This window comes from Geopseudomonas aromaticivorans (assembly GCF_019097855.1).
In the GTDB taxonomy this organism is placed as follows: domain Bacteria; phylum Pseudomonadota; class Gammaproteobacteria; order Pseudomonadales; family Pseudomonadaceae; genus Geopseudomonas; species Geopseudomonas aromaticivorans.
On record NZ_JAHRGL010000019.1, the window covers coordinates 305544 to 322175 of the forward strand.

The window sequence follows — 16632 nt, forward strand, 5'->3', positions numbered from 1 at the left end:
GTGACAACCGTCGCATGCCGTGGGTCGATGGCTGTGTCCCTCACTGAGCCCCGGCCGTCCGTTCCGGGCGCAGCGGCGGGAAGTCTTCGGGGGTGATGGTTTCCCGCTCCAGCAGCAGGCGGGCGCCCTCGTCCAGTTCGGCGCGGCGCTGCTGGAGGACTTCGCCGGCGCGGCGGTAGGCCTTGTCGATCAGCTGGCGCACGGCTAGGTCGATCTCGCGGGCGGTCTGCTCGGAGTAGTCCTTCTCGCGCATGGCAATCAGGTTGTCGCCGAGGAAGCTGTTGCTCTGCCGCTCCAGCACCGCTTGGCCGAGGTCGGCGCTCATGCCGAAACGGGTGACGATCTGCCGGGCGATGTCGGTGACCTTGGCCAGGTCGTCGGCCGCGCCGGTGGAGATCTCGCCGAACAGCAGCTGCTCGGCCGCGCGGCCGGCGAGCAGCACCACCATGCGGTTCTTCAGCTCGCCGAGGGTGATCAGGAAGCGGTCGTCGGTCGGCCGTTGCAGGGTGTAGCCGAGGGCGCCGATCGAGCGTGGGATGATCGATACCTTGTGCACCGGGTCCATGCCCGGCAGGCTGCTGGCGGCCAGTGCGTGGCCCATCTCGTGATAGGCCACCACCTCGCGTTCGTGGGGCAGCAGCAGGCGGCCGCGGCGCTCGGCGCCGGCGACGATGCGCTCTACCGCGCGGGTGAAGTCGTCCATGCTGACCTGCTCGGCACCGCGTCGGGTGGCGGTGATGGCGGCCTCGTTGATCAGGTTGGCCAGGTCGGCGCCGGTGAAGCCGGGGGTGATGCCGGCGACCTGGACCAGGTCGACCTCGGCGGCCGCCTGGATGCGCTTGATGTGCACCTTGAGGATGGCCACGCGACCCTTGCGGTCCGGGCGGTCGACGACGATCTGGCGGTCGAAGCGGCCGGCGCGCAGCAGCGCCGGGTCGAGGATTTCCGGGCGGTTGGTGGCGGCCAGCAGCACCACGCCTTCGCGCGGGTCGAAGCCGTCCAGCTCGGCCAGCAGCTGGTTGAGGGTCTGCTCCTTCTCGTCGTTGCCGCCGAAGGCGCCGACGCCGCGCATCTTGCCCAGGGCATCCAGTTCATCGATGAAGATGATGCAGGGTGCCGCCTTGCGCGCCTGCTCGAACAGGTCGCGCACCCGCGCCGCGCCGACGCCGACGAACATCTCGACGAACTCCGAGCCGGAGATGGAGAAGAACGGCACGCCGGCCTCGCCGGCCACCGCCTTGGCCACCAGGGTCTTGCCGGTGCCCGGCGGGCCGACCAGCAGGATGCCCTTGGGAATCCGTGCGCCGAGGCGGCTGTACTTGGGCTGGTCCTTGAGAAAGGAGACGATCTCCTCCAGTTCGGCCTTGGCCTCGTCGATCCCCGCGACGTCGTCGAAGGTCACCCCGGTGTCGCGCTCCACGTAGACCTTGGCCTTGGACTTGCCGACGCTGACCAGCCCGCCGAGGCCGCCCTGCTTGTCGGTCAGGCGGCGGAACAGGAAGCTCCAGAAGGCGAAGATCAGCACCAGCGGCAGCAGCCAGGACAGCAGGTTGGCGACCAGGGTGTTCTCGCGCACCGCGGTGAACTTGGCCCCGGAGGCGGCCAGCTCCTCGGCCAGCGCGGGATCGACGCGGTTGGTGACGAAGCTGCTGCGGTTGTTGATCGGCTCCAGCAGCTTGCCGCTGATCTGCTGGTTATTGATGCTGAGTTCGCTCAGCTTGCCGTCCTTGAGCAGCTTGAGGAATTCGCTGTAGGCGATCGGTTCGACGGCCTGACGTTCGCTCCACCAGCCCTGGAACATCAGCAGCAGGCTGAACGCCAGCAGGAAATACCACGCGTTCCATTGAAACTTCTTGTCCATGCCGCACCCCGCTGCGCCCTTGTTCGCTCAGTGCAGGATAGTCGCTGCCGGCCAATCCGGTCCTGCACGGGGCAAGAGGGGGGCCGGCCGGGTGAGGCGTGAGGGCGCGGACCTTGCACCCCGGCTCTTCATGGCGTTGCAGGGCGAACCCCGTGGGTCGAGCTGCGCTTCGGTGTGCGCTGATCTTCCGCCAGAAACGCCAAGGCCCGAAGCTTTGCTCCGGGCCTTGGCGTTTGCGCTGCCGGGATCAGGCCAGCGTGCTTTCCAGGCGGGTGCCGTTGACCAGGTTGTCGGCCAGCGGGCAGCGCCGCTCGATTTCCGCCAGTACCGCCTGCTTCTCCTCGCGACTCAGGTCGGCGTCGATGTCCACCTTCACCCGCAGCGCCTGGAAGCCCGGGCGCACGTCGTCGCGGCGGCCGAGCAGGCCGTCCGGGTCGTAGTCGCCCTCGATCTCGAACTGCATGCCGCGCAGCTCGAACTTGCGCTGGTGGGCGAGGAAGCGGCCGATGGTGCCGAAGCAGCCGGCCAGGGCGGCGAGGATGAGCTCCAGCGGCGTCGGTCCGAGGTCTTGGCCGGCGGCGTGCTTCGGCTGATCCATGCGGATGACATGGTTGCCGGCCTCCACGCTGATGGCGAAGGCGTGATCGAGGCTGCCGCTGACGCGGATGGTCTTCAGCGTCATGTCACTGGTCCTTGCCGCAGGTCTTGATGCCGAGCAGGGTGTAGGCCGGGCACCAGCTCAGCAGGCCGGTAGCCAGCGGGACCAGGCCGATCAGCCCCCACCAGCCGATCACGCCGGTGGCGCCGAGTGCCAACAGGACCAGGCCGGCGACGATGCGCAGGATCTTGTCCGTCTTGCCAACGTTGCATTGCATCTGCATCTCTCCTTTGCGGGGTGGGGCGGCTGCCCATGCGCTCAGCGTAGCCACATATCGGCGACCGCTGTCCTCTATATACCCCATGGAGTATGTGAGCGCCAGCGGGGGACTGTCGCAGGGTGACTATGCGCAGCCGCGTGGGAGGCAGAAACGACAACGGCACCCGAAGGTGCCGTTGCAGTGCAGCGAGAGCGACTTACTTGCCGGTCCAGCGCTTGAGGACCAGCGTGGCGTTGGTGCCGCCGAAGCCGAAGCTGTTGCTCATCACCGTGTTCAGGGTGACGTTCTCGCGAGTCTGGGTGACGATCGGCAGATCGGCCACTTCCGGGTCCAGCTCGTCGATGTTGGCCGAGCCGGCGATGAAGTTGCCTTCCATCATCAGCAGGCTGTAGATCGCTTCCTGCACGCCGGCGGCGCCCAGCGAGTGGCCGGACAGGCTCTTGGTCGAGCTGATGGCCGGGGCCTTGTCGCCGAACACGGTGCGCACGGCACGGGCTTCCGCGACGTCGCCGACCGGGGTCGAGGTGCCGTGGGTGTTCAGGTAGTCGATCGGGGTGTCGACGGTGGCCATTGCCTGCTGCATGCAGCGGATTGCGCCTTCGCCGCTCGGCGCGACCATGTCGTAGCCGTCGGAAGTGGCGCCGTAGCCGACGATCTCGGCATAAATCTTGGCGCCGCGCTTGAGCGCGTGCTCCAGTTCCTCGACCACCACCATGCCGCCGCCGCCGGCGATGACGAAGCCGTCACGCTTGGCGTCGTAGGCGCGCGAGGCCTTTTCCGGAGTGGCGTTGTACTGGGTGGACAGGGCGCCCATGGCGTCGAACAGGAAGCTCTGGCTCCAGTGCTCCTCTTCACCGCCGCCGGCGAAGACCATGTCCTGCTTGCCCATCTGGATCTGCTCCATGGCGTTGCCGATGCAGTGGGCACTGGTGGCGCAAGCGGAGGAGATGGTGTAGTTCACGCCCTTGATCTTGAACGGGGTGGCCAGGCAGGCGGACACGGTGCTGCCCATGGTGCGCGGCACGCGGTACGGGCCGACGCGCTTGACACCCTTTTCGCGCAGGATGTCCAGGGCTTCCATCTGGTTGAGAGTGGACGCACCACCGGAGCCGGCGATCAGGCCGACGCGCGGGTTGGAGATCTCTTCCTCGGTCAGGCCGGCATCCTTGATCGCCTGTTCCATGGACAGGTAGGCGAAGGCGGCGGCGTCACCCATGAAGCGGTAGACCTTGCGGTCGATCAGCGCTTCGAGGTCGAGGTCGACGGAGCCGGAGACCTGGCTGCGCAGCCCCATGTCGGCATAGGACTGGTTGAAGCGGATGCCCGGGCGGCTGGCGCGCAGGTTGGCGGAAACAGTCTCTTTGTCATTGCCCAGGCAGGACACGATGCCCATCCCGGTGATCACGACGCGACGCATGCGGGTAACCCTTAAAAGCTATCAGTGGAAGTGAACAGACCGACGCGCAGGCCTTCGGCACTGTAGATCTCGCGGCCATCTACGCTCACGGTGCCGTCGGCAATGGCCAGGATCAGCGAGCGGGTGATGGTGCGCTTGATGTGGATGTTGTAGGTGACTTTCTTGGCGGTCGGCAAGACCTGACCGAAGAATTTTACTTCGCCCGAGCCCAGGGCACGGCCGCGGCCGGGGTTGCCCTGCCAGCCGAGGTAGAAGCCGACCAGCTGCCACATGGCGTCCAGGCCCAGGCAGCCCGGCATTACCGGGTCGCCTTCGAAGTGGCAGCCGAAGAACCACAGGTCCGGGTTGATGTCGAGCTCGGCCACAATTTCGCCTTTGCCGTACTTGCCGCCGGTTTCGCTGATGTGGACGATGCGGTCCATCATCAGCATATTGGGGGCGGGCAGTTGCGCGTTACCCGGGCCGAACAGTTCACCGCGGCTGCAGCTGAGCAGTTCTTCCTGAGTGAAGGCGTTTTGTTTGGTCATGCGAGCTCCTCGACGGTCCCTGTACCACAGGGGGCAGATCTTTCCGGTCACGCCCTCCCTGATGGAAGCGTGCCTGTGACCTAGTCATAGACTATGGCCTGTTGATGAAAGTCACAGCGCGGCAATGGTCATTCTGCGACGAATGGCGCCGTCCATGACTGTGCGAATGTGCAAGCGTGCCGTATTTCACGCAGATTCGCCACCCGTCGATGGTCTCGAGGCTATCCAGCGCTGCAGGGCGAGGCTCAGGTCGGAGCGTTTGAACGGCTTGGCCAGGTAGTCGTTCATCCCGGCCGCGAGGCAGGTTTCGCGGTCGCCCGGCAAGGCATTGGCGGTCAGGGCAATGATCGGTGCGTCACGGTTCGGCCCCTCGGTGGCGCGGATCTGCCGGGTGGTGTCATAGCCGTCCAGACCGGGCAGGCGACAGTCCATGAGGATCGCCGCGTAGGCCTGCTCGTGGACGGCCTGCAGGGCCTGCAGGCCGTCGCTGACCAGCTGGACCTCAAAGCCGAGGCTGCGCAGCATGGCCTCGATCACCGTCTGGTTGACCGGGTTGTCCTCGACCAGCAGCACGGTCTCCCCGGCGCCCTGGTCCTGGGTGCCGGCCAGGATCGCCTGTTCCTCGACCTGCACCTGGCGCCAGGGCAGGGGGATTTCCAGGGTGAAGGTCGAGCCCTGGCCTACGGCGCTTTCGGCCCGCAGGCTGCCGCCCATGTGCTCGGCCAGGGTGCGGGCGATGGACAGGCCGAGGCCGGTGCCGCCGTAGCGCCGCGAGGTCGAGGTGTCGGCCTGCTCGAACGCGTCGAACATGTGCCGCAGGCGGCTGGCCGGAATGCCGATGCCGGTGTCGTGCACCGCGCAGGTCAGCCAGAGGGTCTGGTTGCCGAGCGCCTGCCAGTGGGTGGTCACGGTGATGCTGCCTTCCTCGGTGAACTTCAGCGCATTGCCGAGCAAGTTGACCAGGATCTGGCGCAGGCGGGTGGGGTCGCCGCGCACCTCGATGTTCTCCAGGCCCGGCTGGCTGTCCATCAGCAACTGCAGGCCGCGCTGCTGGGCGCTGGGGCGAAATACCTGCACCGAGCTGACGATCAGGTCGAGCAGTCGGAACGGGATATTCTCCAGCGCCAGCGAGCCACGCTCGATGCGCGAGAAGTCGAGGATGTCGTTGATCACCTTGAGCAGGTGCTCGGTGGATTCGGTGGCCAGCGTGGTGTATTCGACCTGCTCGCTGGTCTGCTCGGTGGTTTCCAGCAGTTGCAGCATGCCCAGCACACCGTTCATCGGCGTGCGCAGCTCGTGGCTCATCATCGCCAGGAACTCCGACTTGGCGCGGTTGGCCCGCTCGGCCTCCTCGCGGGCGGCAATCAGTTCGGTGATGCTGCGTTGCTGTTCGCTCTGCGCCTGTTCCAGTGCGCTGGCCATGCGATTGATATGGCGCGCCAGCTCGCCTAGCTCGCCGCGGTCATCGGTTGGTAGCACGGTGTGGTACTTGCCGCCCTGGATCGCCTGTACGGCGCTGTCCATGGCGCGGATCGGCTCGGCCAGGCTGCGTGCCAGGCGATAGGCCATCAGCAGGGTCAGGGCCAGGGCCAGCAGGGCCAGACCGCCGGCACGCAGCAGGATCTCTTGCTGGCGCTCGCTGAAGGCCTCGTCGGTCATGCCGACCAGCACCCTGCCCAGGACGTCCTGGCCGGTATCGGCCTGCGGCTGGGGGGACGTGAGCAGGAAGGAGTCGTCGAGGGCGATCGCCTGGCGCAGGATCGGCGCCTCGAACACCTTGATCCGCGCATCGTGCATCTCGTGAGCCTGCTCGACATAGGCGAGCACTTCACCCTCGAGGTCGCGCACCTCGATGAAGCGCACGTGCGGGGTGTCCAGGCTGGCGCGCAGCAGGCTGTCGAGGATCGGCAGGTTGCCGGAGATCACGCCGTACTCGGTAGCCGGCGCCAGCTGGTTGGCGATCTGCTGGCCGGTCTGGGTCAGCTCCTGACGCAGGTCCTGCAGACGGGTGGAGGTGAAGTAACCGGTCAGCAGCAGGGTCAGCAGCAGCGCCGGGCCAAGGCTGATGGCCAGGGTGCGGGTGCGGATGTCGCTCTGTCCCCAGCGCATCATCATTTGCTGCTCTCCCAGTGCTGCAGGCGCCCGGCCTGGTCGACGTCGTCGCTCAGCTCGATGCCCAACGAGCGGGCGACCTGCGGGTTGCTGAGAACCTTGAAATAGCGCGGATAGGCTGCGCGTGGCCATTGCGCCGGCGGCTGCGACAGCAACTCGTCGAGACTGTTCAGCCAGTCACGCTGGTCGCTGTAGCTGCTGCTCAGGCTGCCGGCGGGAACGAAGGCCGCGCTCGGGCCGATCAGCACCTGCTTGCGGCCGTAGCTGGCGAGCAGCACGCTCTTGATCGTCAGTGGGTTGAACAGGGCCGGGTCATCCACGCCGAGCAGCACGTCGCTTTCGTCGAGCATGCGGTTCAGTGGGCGGCTGTCGCCGGTGTCCGGCCAGAACCAGGCATGGACTGCCAGTCCCTGCGCGGCCGCCTGCTGGCGTACTTCGTTGACCAGGAAGCGGCTGTTGTCGCCATACAGCAGACCGATCCTGCCTGCCTGCGGCAGCAGCTGGCGGATCAGGCGCAACTGGCGCTCCGGTGACGGATCGCTCCACAGCAGGGTCAGATTCGCGGGCCGGCTGTCCTTCAGGCGCTGCTGGGCCTGCACCCGGCTGATCTGCATGACCAGGGTGGGCGGTCCGCCCGGATCGTTCAGGCGCCAGTCCAGTGCGTCGGCCCCCAGGAGAACCAGGCGGCTGTCGGCGGGCAGGGCCGAGGGCGTGGTCAGGTCGCTGGCAGGCACGAAGCGCACCCGGTCTTCCGGGCGGCGCGCAGCCAGGTCGGCGACGAACTGCCGCAAGGCCGGGCTGTCTTTGCTGGCGGCGAGCAGGATCTCGCTGGCCATGACGGGCGGCGGCCAGACGAGCAGGGCCAGTAGGCAGGCCAGCGCGGCGAAGGGATACAGAATACTCATCCTTGAGTTCGGCATGGGGTCAGAGTTCGAGCTCGGCGGAGAACCAGAACACCTGGCGCTCGTCGTAATTGTTGTCCTCCCAGCCGAGTGGCTCATCGTCCAGACGCTGTTGCAGCAGTCCGGCCAGTTCCACCCGGTGGTTGCCGAACTGCAGGCGTTTGGCCACCCGCAGGTCGGTGCGCTCGAAGCGGTATTCGTTAAGACTATCAGCTCCATAGTAGAACAGGCTGCTTGACCAACCGCGACCCCAGTCGTGCAGCCAGGCGAGCGAGCCGCTATGGCGCGGTGTCAGGCGCTGGTCGATACGGTGGCTGGCGTCGAATTCGATATAGGCATGGCCGAGGCGCAGGCGATCATCGGGGGTCACCTGCCAGTCCAGTTCGCTCTCGACGCCCTTGAGGCGCAGGCGGTTGTCGTTACTCGGGGTGAAATTGTAAACCTGGAGCGGCTCGCTGATCAGGTCGCTGATCTCGTCGTAGAACAGTTTGACGTCGAGATTGAGGCCGAGTTCGGCGAAGCTGCCGTGGTAGCCCAGTTCCCGCGAGCGCATGCGCTCCTGCTCGAGATCGCCGGGGCCGCGCGCGCTGGCGAAGTAGAGCGCCTCGCTCTGGCCGAGGGCGCTCGGACGCAGGTCGCGCACGCGGTATTGCCAGTCGGCATGGTTCTCGAACATGTCCGGCGAGCGCACCGCTTCGGAATACACCGCGCGCAGACCGTGGGCGGGGGTGAGCAGGTAGTTGAGGGCGATGCGCGGCGACAGCGAGCTGCCGACCGAGTTGTCGTCCTCGAACATGGCGCCACCCTGCAGCAGCCAGTGCGGGTCGATATGCCACTCGAACTGGCTGAACAGGCTCCAGGTGTCCTTGCTGCGCGCGCCGTTGAGGTAGACCTGCGAGTCGGCCTGGTCGTGGCGGTAGCTCAGGCCACTGACCAGGCGCAGGCTGTCGGACAGGCTGAGGGTGTCCTGTATTTCCAGGTCGAAGCGGTTCTCGCGCACATCTTCGTTGATCAGGCCGCAGCTGTGCGCCAGGACCCCGGTAGATGGGTCGAAGCTGGCGGCGGCCTGCTGCAGGAACTGGCTGGCCAACGCCACCTGCGCGGACGTGCCGGCGGGCGGCACGAAGCGCCCGCTGGCCAGATTCGCGCTGAGGGCTTTGACGTAGCTCGGCGAGGAATCCCACAGCGCGCGCAGCTGCGGGCTGAACGCTACGGCACCCTCGCAGGCACGCCACTGGCGCAGGCGCTCCCACTGCTGCACGTTGCCCTGCACGTACAGGCTGTGTTCGGCGTTGAGGTCGAGACTCCAGCGCAGACTGCTGGCGAAGTCGCGGGCGCGCACGTCCGCGTCGCCGTCCTGTTCCCACGGCTGGGCGGCGATCGGCAGGACCGGCTGGTAGTGGTTGTCGACCTGATTGCTGCCTTCCTTGAGCGCCAGCTGCCAGTCGAGCGACTGGCGCTCGTCCAGCTCCTGGCTCAGGCGCAGGTTGAGCCGGCTGAGCCGCTGGCTGTCGCGAAAGGCGCTGCCGTCCGCCTTGTGGTCGAAACCGTCGTCCTCCAGACCGGACAGTGACAGGCGCAGGTCGCCGCCATTCCAGCCGAAGCCGTGGCTGGCGTACCAGTCGTCGATGCCGCGCTGGCCGCGGGTGACCTTCAGGCGGCTGCCGTGGCTGTCGCGCGGGGCGCGGGTCAGGATGTTGACTACCGCCATCAGCGCGTTGGCGCCGTAGCTGACCGTATTGGGGCCGCGGAACACCTCGATGCGCTCGATATCCTCGATGGCCAGCGGGATGTCGTTCCAGTCGACCTGGGCGAAGCCCGAGCGATAGACCGAACGGCCGTCCACCAGCACCTGCAGGCGGCGGGCCTGGTTGGCGCTGCTGCCGTGATAGTTGACGGTGGTGGCGTTGCCGTTCTGCGGCACCACCAGCATGCCCGGCACCAGCCGCAGCAGCTCCGGCAGCTCGCGGGCACCGCTGGCGCGGATCAGCTCCCGGTCGATCACGCTGACGCTGCCCGGCACCGCCGCCGGTGCCTGCTGCAGGCGCGTGGCGGTGAGGATTTCGGGCAGGTCGGGAGTGTTGGCGAAGAGGTCTGCGGCAAATACCTTGCCGGCCACCAGCGCGCCGGCCAGCAGCGCCAGTGCGGTGCGTATGCAGCCAACCATGGCAGCATCCCCTAGTCTGAGCAAATAAGCGGGCGCGCATGGTACCCGAGGTGAAGCAATTTGCCAGCGAGGGCAATCACAGTGTGCTGGTAGGCCGGCGGGGGCCCCGTATAATGCAGCGATTGCCGCGTGGCGGCTGGATACGGATTCATCATGACTGAGCAGCAACCCATTGCCGTGCTGGGCGGCGGCAGCTTCGGCACCGCGCTGGCCAACCTGCTGGCGGAAAACGGCCAGCGCGTGCGCCTGTGGATGCGCGACGCGGCGCAGGCCGAGGCGATCCGGGTGAAGCGCGAGAACCCGCGCTATCTCAAGGGCATCAAGGTGCATGAAGGCGTCGAGCCGGTCACCGATCTGGCGGCGACCCTGCAGGCCTGCGACCTGGTGTTCGTCGTGCTGCCGTCCTCGGCCCTGCGCGCGGCGCTGCAGCCCGTGGCCGATTTGCTGGCGGGCAAGCTGCTGGTGAGTACCACCAAGGGCATCGAGGCGAACACCTTCAAGCTGATGAGTCAGATCCTCGAGGAAATCGCCCCGCAGGCGCGCATCGGGGTGATTTCCGGGCCGAACCTGGCGCGCGAGATCGCCGAGCATGCGCTGACCGCCACGGTGGTCGCCAGCGAGGACGAGGAACTGTGCCGGCGCGTGCAACAGGTGCTGCACGGGCGCACCTTCCGCGTCTACGCCAGTCGCGACCGCTTCGGCGTCGAGCTGGGCGGGGCGCTGAAGAACGTCTACGCGATCATGTCCGGCATGGCTGTCGCGCTGGGCATGGGCGAGAACACCAAGAGCATGCTGATCACCCGCGCGCTGGCCGAGATGACCCGCTTTGCCGTCCGCATGGGCGCCAACCCGATGACCTTTCTCGGCTTGGCCGGGGTCGGCGACCTGATCGTCACCTGTTCGTCACCGAAGAGCCGCAACTATCAGGTCGGCTACGCTCTGGGGCAGGGGCTGAGCCTGGAGGATGCGGTGACGCGGCTGGGCGAGGTGGCCGAGGGGGTCAACACCATCCGCGTGCTCAAGGCCCGCGCCGACCAGCTGGGGGTGTACATGCCGCTGGTTGCCGGCCTGCATGCCATACTTTTTGAGGGCCGCACCCTCGAACAGGTGATCGGCCTGCTGATGTCCGGCGAGCCGAAGACCGACGTCGATTTCATTTCCGCCAGCGGTTTCTAGATTGCATACGCAAGGGAGCGAGTTGCATGTCCTACTGCAAACAGAACAATTGTGAAGGCCTGATCCTGCGGATCGTATGGATGGCGCTGTTCGTGCTGGTCTGGCAGGTTGCCGAGCTGGTGCTGCTGGCGGTGGTGGTGGTGCAGTTGGTCTACCGATTGTTCAAGGGGCGGCCGAATGTGGACGTGATGAACTTCGGCGACAGCCTCAGCCAGTACCTGGCGCAGATCGGTCGCTTCGGCAGCTTCCACAGTGACGAGAAGCCCTGGCCGTTCACCGACTGGCCGACCCCGCGCGAGCCGCAGGGTGAGGGCGCCGAGGCGGTGCGTGCCGCTGGCGAGGCTGCAGCCGCAGCGAGCAGCAGCCCCGTTGCGCAGGCCGCCAGCGCCGAGCCGGCTCCAGCTGCCGAAACTGCGGCGGCGCAGGCGCAAGACGAGCCAGCAGCGCAGCCCGAGAGCGCCGCCAGCGGCGAGTCCGAACCGGTCGCCGAGAGCGAAGTGAAGCCGGAGGCCACTCCCGATGCCCCGGCGGAACCCAAGGCATGAGGTTGTGGCTGCTGCGTCACGGCCAGGCCGGCCCCTACGTGCGAAGCGGTGATCACCTGCGCGAGCTGACCGAGCACGGCCGGCGCGAGGTGCTGCATGCCGCCGGCCATCTGCTCGGCGAGCCGCTGGATGCGATCCTGGTCAGTCCCTACGTGCGTGCCCAGCAGACCGCCGAACTGGTGCACGAGGCGCTGGGCCGCCTACCGGCGCTGTACACCGTCGACGGCATTACCCCGGACGACGATCCGCGCCAGGTCCTGCAACTGCTGGCCGAGCGCCGCGAGCACAACCTGCTGCTGGTCAGCCACCAGCCGCTGCTGGGCGCCCTGGCCGGGCTGCTGGTGCACGGCCATCTGCAGCAGCCGCTGCCCCTCAATACCGCCAGCCTGGCGCTGCTCGAGGGCGAGATGCCGCTGGCCGGGGTGATGGACCTGCGGGCGCTGCATCACCCGCCGGTGGCGCATTGAGGCGATGAACGTCCACTTCGAGGAGATCCGCCTCAACCTGCCGCATATCGAGCTGGCGGCCCATCTCTACGGCCCCGAGGACGGCCAGCCGGTGCTGGCCCTGCACGGCTGGCTGGACAACGCCATGAGCTTCGCCCGTCTGGCGCCCAAGCTCGACGGCTTGCGCATCGTGGCCCTCGACCTGGCCGGTCACGGCCTGTCGGGCTACCGCCCCGCGGGCGCCAGCTACCAGCTGTGGGACTACGCGCTGGATGCACTGCTGGTCGCCGAGCAGCTCGGCTGGCAGCGCTTCTCGCTGCTTGGCCATTCGCTGGGGGCGATCGTTTCGATGCTGCTGGCTGCGGCCTTGCCCGAACGGGTCGCGCGCCTGGCGCTGATCGACGGACTGTTGCCGCTGACCCACGAGCCCGAGCTGGCGCCGCCCAAGCTCGGGGAGGCGCTCAATGCCCAGCTGGCACAGGCCGGCAAGCGCAGGCCGGTGTATGCCAGCGTCGAGCGGGCGGTGGAGGCGCGCCTGCGTGGCGGCTATCCGCTCAGCCGCGAGGCGGCCGAACTGCTCGCCAGTCGTGGTCTGGCACCGCAGGCCGGCAGCTATACCTGGCGCACCGATCCGCGCCTGACCCTGCCGTCGCCGCTGCGCCTGACCCCCGCCCAGGCCGAGGCTTTCGCCCGCGCGCTGCGCTGCCCGGTCAGCCTGGTGCTGGCCGAGGAGGGGCTTCCCGTGCAGCGCGCCGAGTGGCTGGCGCTGATCGAGAGCCTGCCGATCGCGCTGCACCGCCTGCCCGGTGGTCATCACCTGCACCTCGACGACGAGGCTGGCGCCAGCGCAGTAGCAGACTGTTTCAAAGCCTTGTTCGCTGCGCCTTGACTTGCGCCGGGCAACTGTCGACGCTGGCAGGCATCGCACGGGAGAATCGCATGATCGAGCTGTATACCGCCGGGACCGCCCAGGGCCGCAGGATTGCCGTTGCCCTCGAACCCGGACTGCGGGCCGTGCCGGCGAAGTCGATCCGATGAAGGCATGGAGACCCGCCCTGGCCGTCGCCGCGCTGCTGGCCAGTATGGCGGCGGGCGCGGATGTGCCAGGCAGCAGCGACCTGGAGTTTCTGCCGCGCTTCGCCCGCGCCGAGATCGTCGACTACCGCCAGGAGGACAGCGTCGAGCGCATCTACCCGCAGAGTGCCTTGCGGCGCATCAGCGGCCGCCTGCGGGTGGATGGCGAGATCGACGTGGTCGGCCGCCTGAGCGCGCTGACCTACGAGCTGCCGGCCGGGCACAGCAGCGGCGACGCCTTCGCCCAGGCGCGCACCGCGCTGCTGGCACAGGGCGCGCAGCCGCTGCACTGGTGCGAGGGGCGCGAATGCGGCGCCAGCAGCCTGTGGGCCAACAACGTGTTCGGCAATGCGCGCCTGTACGGCCCCGACGAGCAACAGGCCTACCTGCTGCTGCAGTTGGCCGCGCCGCGGCAGGACAGCCTGCTGGCGCTCTATGCGATCACCCGTGGCACGCGGCGTGCCTATCTGCATGTCGAACAGCTGCAAGCCAATGTGCCGCTGGGCGAGCATCTGCCCAACGCGGAAACCCTGCTGCGCCAGCTGAAGACCGCCGGCGTGCTGGAACTGGCGCAGCTGCCGAACGAGCCGGCCGATCCCTGGCTGGCCCTGCTGGCCCGGGTCCTGCGTCTGGATACCGGCGTGCGCCTGCTGCTCAGTGGCCGCAGCGCGCCGGCCTGGCGAGATGCCCTGATCGCCGGCGGTACCCGCGCCGTGCGGCTGGAAAGCGCGGTGAACGAGGCGCCGGGATTGCGTGTGGAGTGGTTGCGTTGAGCCGCTGCGTCGTCGCGGCGCGAGTGGTTTTTTCGCCGGCGGTGACCGGCAGCCTGTTGCAAGGGATGGCCCGATGATCGAGCACGACCGTCTGCTGGTGCAGATTCTGATGCTGGCCCTGCTCGGTGCCTGCCTGTGGGTGCTGACGCCGTTCTGGTCGGCGCTGTTCTGGGCCGCGGTGCTGGCCTTCGCCAGCTGGCCGCTGATGCTCGGCCTGACCCGCCTGCTGGGCGGGCGCACCGCGGCTGCCGCCTTGGTGCTCACGCTGGCCTGGATGCTGCTGGTGGCGGGGCCGCTGGTCTGGCTCGGCTTCAACCTGGCCGATCATGTCCGCTCGGTGGTGACCCTGCTCAAGGACCTGCAGGTCGAAGGCCTGCCGCCGCCGCCGACCTGGCTGGCCGGCGTGCCGCTGTTCGGCGCCCGGCTGGTGGAGCTGTGGAATTCCATCGACCAGCAGGGCACGGCCTTGTTCGTCACGCTCAAGCCGTATCTGGGCGAGGTGGGCAACTGGCTGCTGGCGCGCAGCGCCCAGCTGGGCAAGGGGGTGCTGGAGCTGGTGCTGAGCCTGGTGTTGCTGTTCTTCTTCTACCGCGACGGTCCGCGGATGGCGGAGTACACCCGCAGCCTGCTGGAGCGTCTGATGGGCGAGCGCGCCGATCACTACCTGGCGCTGGTGGCCGGCACCGTGCAGCGGGTGGTCAACGGGGTGATCGGCACCGCCGCGGCGCAGGCACTGCTGGCCTATATCGGCTTTCTCATCGCCGGCGTGCCGGGCGCTTTGATCCTCGGGCTGCTGACCTTTGCCTTCAGTTTCATCATGATTCCGCCGCTGGTCTGGGGGCCGGCTACCGCCTGGCTGTTCTGGCAGGGCGACTATGGCATGGGTCTGTTCCTCGGTATCTGGGGGCTGGTGGTCGTCAGCGGCGTGGACAACGTGCTCAAGCCCTACCTGATCAGCCGGGGTGGCACCCTGCCGCTGGTGGTGGTGCTGCTTGGTGTGCTCGGCGGCATGCTGGCCTTCGGCTTCATGGGCCTGTTCCTCGGCCCGACCCTGCTGGCGGTGGCCTACAGCCTGATCGGCGACTGGATCGCCGGTTCGCAGCACACGCGGCGTCCGTCGCCGCCCGACGCGTCGGCCTGAGCCGCGCCGGGGGCCGGCGTCCCCTCCTACTCAACTGGAAGAGTCGATATGTACAAGACAAGGATCGCCCTGGCCGTGCTGGTCGCGGCCGGCGTGGTTGGCACGCTCGCCCCCTGGTATACCGGCATGCAACTGGAGGAGGTACTGCAAACCTCCATCCGCCAGGGCAACGAACAGCTGCAGGATTCCGTGCCCGGCGCCGGCGTCAGCATGGAGCTGGTGGCTGTGGAACGTGGCTTTTTCACCAGTACCGCCCACTACCGGCTCACCCTGGACGACACCTCGAGCGGCGAGGCGCCGACCGTGCTGCGGTTCAGCGACCACATCGAGCATGGTCCCCTGCCGCTGTCGCGGCTGCAGTCCCTGGAGCTGAAGCCGGTGATGGCGACCAGCCGCTTCGAGCTGGAGCGCAGCGAGGATGTCATCCCCTGGTTCGTCGGCGCCGGTGGCAGCTCGCCGCTGACCGGCAGCCTGGTGCTGAACTACGACAACAGCGTCACCGGTCGGGTGACCCTACTTCCCCTGCAATTGGCCGGGGAGGGCAACAGCGTGCGTTTCTCCGGAATGGACCTCGAGGTGGCCGCCGGGGCGCAGTCCGAGTACCTCCGGCTGGCCGGCGGCATGGACAGCCTGAGTCTGGACCTGAACCGCGACGGCGAGCCGCTGCAGCTCCAGCTCAAGGGCCTGAGCCTGCGCAGCGATTATCGTCTCGGCCAGTCCGGGCTGTACACCGGCGACAGTCGTCTGGCCCTGCAGCAGGTGCAGCTGCTGCAGGCGGGCAAGCCGCCGGTCGAGGTGCGCGACTTCGTGCAGGCCGACCGGCTCGAGGAGCTGGGCGGGCAGATGAAGGGCGCCGTCGGCTACGACATCGGCATGCTCAGTTACGGCGGCCAGCCGCTGGGTTCGCTCAACCTGAGCCTGAGTCTGGCCAATCTGGATGTGCTGGCGCTGAAGAACCTCGGCGACTGGTACACGGGCCTCCTGCGCCGCCTGCAGACCCAGCCGGACGGCGATACCGGCCTGTCGGCGGAGGAGCAGGACGGCCTGCAAGCGGGCCTTGGTGCGCTGCTGGCGGGCCAGCCGAAACTGGCGCTGGACAACCTGTCGCTGAAGACCGCCAACGGTGAGAGCCGCTTCAGCCTGATGGTCGACCTGGCCCGGCCGGTGTCCTATGAGCTGCCGCCGGCGGAGCTGGCCCGGCAACTGGTCGGCAAGCTGGATGTGCACCTGGTGCTGGCCAAGCCGATGATCCGCGATGTGGTGATGTACCAGGCCGCTCTGGATCCGGCCGGCGACCCGGCAGCGGCGGCCCTGGAAGCCACCCAGTTGGCGGAGATGGCCGACGAGATGGCTTCCTCCCTGCAGTTTGCCCGCGTGGAGGGCGACAACATCGTCGCCAGCCTGAGTTATGCCGACGGCCAGATCGAATTCAATGGTCAAACCCTGCCGGCCGAGCAGTTTGCCGGCCTGCTGTTGTCCGTGGCGCCGGCCGAGGCCATGGGCCTGATGATGGACGGGGAGGAGGGCGCCGCCGCCGGTGATAGGCAAGCGCAGCCGGGCGCAGACCGCGGGGCGATGGCCACAGACAGCGCGGTCGAACCGCGCTGAGCAGG

General features: G+C 67.8%; 14 protein-coding genes and 1 pseudogene. 7 read left to right on the forward strand and 8 right to left on the reverse strand.

Going from position 1 to position 16632, the window contains the following annotated elements; genetic code table 11:
- Positions 1-40: 40 nt before the first annotated feature.
- From ftsH to KRX52_RS09545, 8 genes are all read right to left on the reverse strand, one after another.
- On the reverse strand, positions 41-1861 hold the full coding sequence (ftsH, locus tag KRX52_RS09510) for an ATP-dependent zinc metalloprotease FtsH (protein ID WP_217681501.1): 1821 nt from the start codon (positions 1859-1861) through the stop codon (positions 41-43).
- Positions 1862-2108: 247 nt separating this feature from the next.
- Positions 2109-2543, reverse strand: a complete 435-nt coding sequence (locus KRX52_RS09515) for an OsmC family protein (protein ID WP_217681502.1) — start codon at positions 2541-2543, stop codon at positions 2109-2111.
- Between the two features lies 1 nt (position 2544).
- Positions 2545-2736 (reverse strand): YgaP family membrane protein, encoded by a 192-nt coding sequence (locus tag KRX52_RS09520; RefSeq protein ID WP_217681503.1) that lies wholly within the window; start codon positions 2734-2736, stop codon positions 2545-2547.
- A gap of 199 nt (positions 2737-2935) precedes the next feature.
- Positions 2936-4156 carry a beta-ketoacyl-ACP synthase I gene (gene fabB, locus KRX52_RS09525; RefSeq protein WP_217681504.1) on the reverse strand — a complete coding sequence of 407 codons (1221 nt, stop codon included), beginning with the start codon at positions 4154-4156 and terminating at the stop codon, positions 2936-2938.
- A gap of 11 nt (positions 4157-4167) precedes the next feature.
- Positions 4168-4683, reverse strand: a complete 516-nt coding sequence (gene fabA, locus KRX52_RS09530) for a 3-hydroxyacyl-[acyl-carrier-protein] dehydratase FabA (protein ID WP_217681505.1) — start codon at positions 4681-4683, stop codon at positions 4168-4170.
- A gap of 186 nt (positions 4684-4869) precedes the next feature.
- On the reverse strand, positions 4870-6795 hold the full coding sequence (locus KRX52_RS09535; RefSeq protein WP_437439697.1) for an ATP-binding protein: 1926 nt from the start codon (positions 6793-6795) through the stop codon (positions 4870-4872).
- Positions 6795-7700 (reverse strand): ABC transporter substrate-binding protein, encoded by a 906-nt coding sequence (locus KRX52_RS09540; protein ID WP_217681507.1) that lies wholly within the window; start codon positions 7698-7700, stop codon positions 6795-6797. The genes KRX52_RS09535 and KRX52_RS09540 overlap by 1 nt, the downstream gene beginning before the upstream one ends.
- A gap of 19 nt (positions 7701-7719) precedes the next feature.
- The gene (locus KRX52_RS09545; protein WP_217681508.1) at positions 7720-9864 is read right to left on the reverse strand and encodes a TonB-dependent receptor plug domain-containing protein; all 2145 of its coding nucleotides are present in this window, start codon (positions 9862-9864) and stop codon (positions 7720-7722) included.
- 153 nt (positions 9865-10017) lie between these two features.
- On the opposite strand from KRX52_RS09545, the gene KRX52_RS09550 reads away from it, so the two are divergent.
- From KRX52_RS09550 to KRX52_RS09580, 7 genes and pseudogenes are all read left to right on the forward strand, one after another.
- Positions 10018-11040: an NAD(P)H-dependent glycerol-3-phosphate dehydrogenase gene (locus KRX52_RS09550; protein WP_217681509.1), complete on the forward strand. Its 1023-nt coding sequence runs from the start codon at positions 10018-10020 to the stop codon at positions 11038-11040.
- A gap of 26 nt (positions 11041-11066) precedes the next feature.
- A pseudogene (locus KRX52_RS20735) lies at positions 11067-11387 on the forward strand (DUF4389 domain-containing protein); the annotation flags it as partial.
- A 194-nt stretch (positions 11388-11581) separates the two neighbouring features.
- Positions 11582-12052: a phosphohistidine phosphatase SixA gene (gene sixA / locus KRX52_RS09560; protein WP_217681511.1), complete on the forward strand. Its 471-nt coding sequence runs from the start codon at positions 11582-11584 to the stop codon at positions 12050-12052.
- Between the two features lie 4 nt (positions 12053-12056).
- Positions 12057-12920, forward strand: coding sequence for an alpha/beta fold hydrolase (locus KRX52_RS09565; protein ID WP_217681512.1), 864 nt, complete (start codon positions 12057-12059; stop codon positions 12918-12920).
- A 145-nt stretch (positions 12921-13065) separates the two neighbouring features.
- On the forward strand, positions 13066-13878 hold the full coding sequence (locus KRX52_RS09570; RefSeq protein ID WP_217681513.1) for a DUF4892 domain-containing protein: 813 nt from the start codon (positions 13066-13068) through the stop codon (positions 13876-13878).
- A 73-nt stretch (positions 13879-13951) separates the two neighbouring features.
- Positions 13952-15019 carry an AI-2E family transporter gene (locus KRX52_RS09575; protein ID WP_217681514.1) on the forward strand — a complete coding sequence of 356 codons (1068 nt, stop codon included), beginning with the start codon at positions 13952-13954 and terminating at the stop codon, positions 15017-15019.
- Between the two features lie 48 nt (positions 15020-15067).
- Positions 15068-16627: a YdgA family protein gene (locus tag KRX52_RS09580; protein WP_217681515.1), complete on the forward strand. Its 1560-nt coding sequence runs from the start codon at positions 15068-15070 to the stop codon at positions 16625-16627.
- Positions 16628-16632: the final 5 nt, after the last annotated feature.

Coding starts and splice junctions, on each gene's coding strand:
- ftsH (WP_217681501.1), bottom strand. CDS start 1,861: ATGGACAAGAAGTTTCAATGGAACGCGTGGTATTTCCTGCTGGCGTTC.
- KRX52_RS09515 (WP_217681502.1), bottom strand. CDS start 2,543: ATGACGCTGAAGACCATCCGCGTCAGCGGCAGCCTCGATCACGCCTTC.
- KRX52_RS09520 (WP_217681503.1), bottom strand. CDS start 2,736: ATGCAATGCAACGTTGGCAAGACGGACAAGATCCTGCGCATCGTCGCC.
- fabB (WP_217681504.1), bottom strand. CDS start 4,156: ATGCGTCGCGTCGTGATCACCGGGATGGGCATCGTGTCCTGCCTGGGC.
- fabA (WP_217681505.1), bottom strand. CDS start 4,683: ATGACCAAACAAAACGCCTTCACTCAGGAAGAACTGCTCAGCTGCAGC.
- KRX52_RS09535 (WP_437439697.1), bottom strand. CDS start 6,795: ATGATGCGCTGGGGACAGAGCGACATCCGCACCCGCACCCTGGCCATC.
- KRX52_RS09540 (WP_217681507.1), bottom strand. CDS start 7,700: ATGAGTATTCTGTATCCCTTCGCCGCGCTGGCCTGCCTACTGGCCCTG.
- KRX52_RS09545 (WP_217681508.1), bottom strand. CDS start 9,864: ATGGTTGGCTGCATACGCACCGCACTGGCGCTGCTGGCCGGCGCGCTG.
- KRX52_RS09550 (WP_217681509.1), top strand. CDS start 10,018: ATGACTGAGCAGCAACCCATTGCCGTGCTGGGCGGCGGCAGCTTCGGC.
- sixA (WP_217681511.1), top strand. CDS start 11,582: ATGAGGTTGTGGCTGCTGCGTCACGGCCAGGCCGGCCCCTACGTGCGA.
- KRX52_RS09565 (WP_217681512.1), top strand. CDS start 12,057: ATGAACGTCCACTTCGAGGAGATCCGCCTCAACCTGCCGCATATCGAG.
- KRX52_RS09570 (WP_217681513.1), top strand. CDS start 13,066: ATGAAGGCATGGAGACCCGCCCTGGCCGTCGCCGCGCTGCTGGCCAGT.
- KRX52_RS09575 (WP_217681514.1), top strand. CDS start 13,952: ATGATCGAGCACGACCGTCTGCTGGTGCAGATTCTGATGCTGGCCCTG.
- KRX52_RS09580 (WP_217681515.1), top strand. CDS start 15,068: ATGTACAAGACAAGGATCGCCCTGGCCGTGCTGGTCGCGGCCGGCGTG.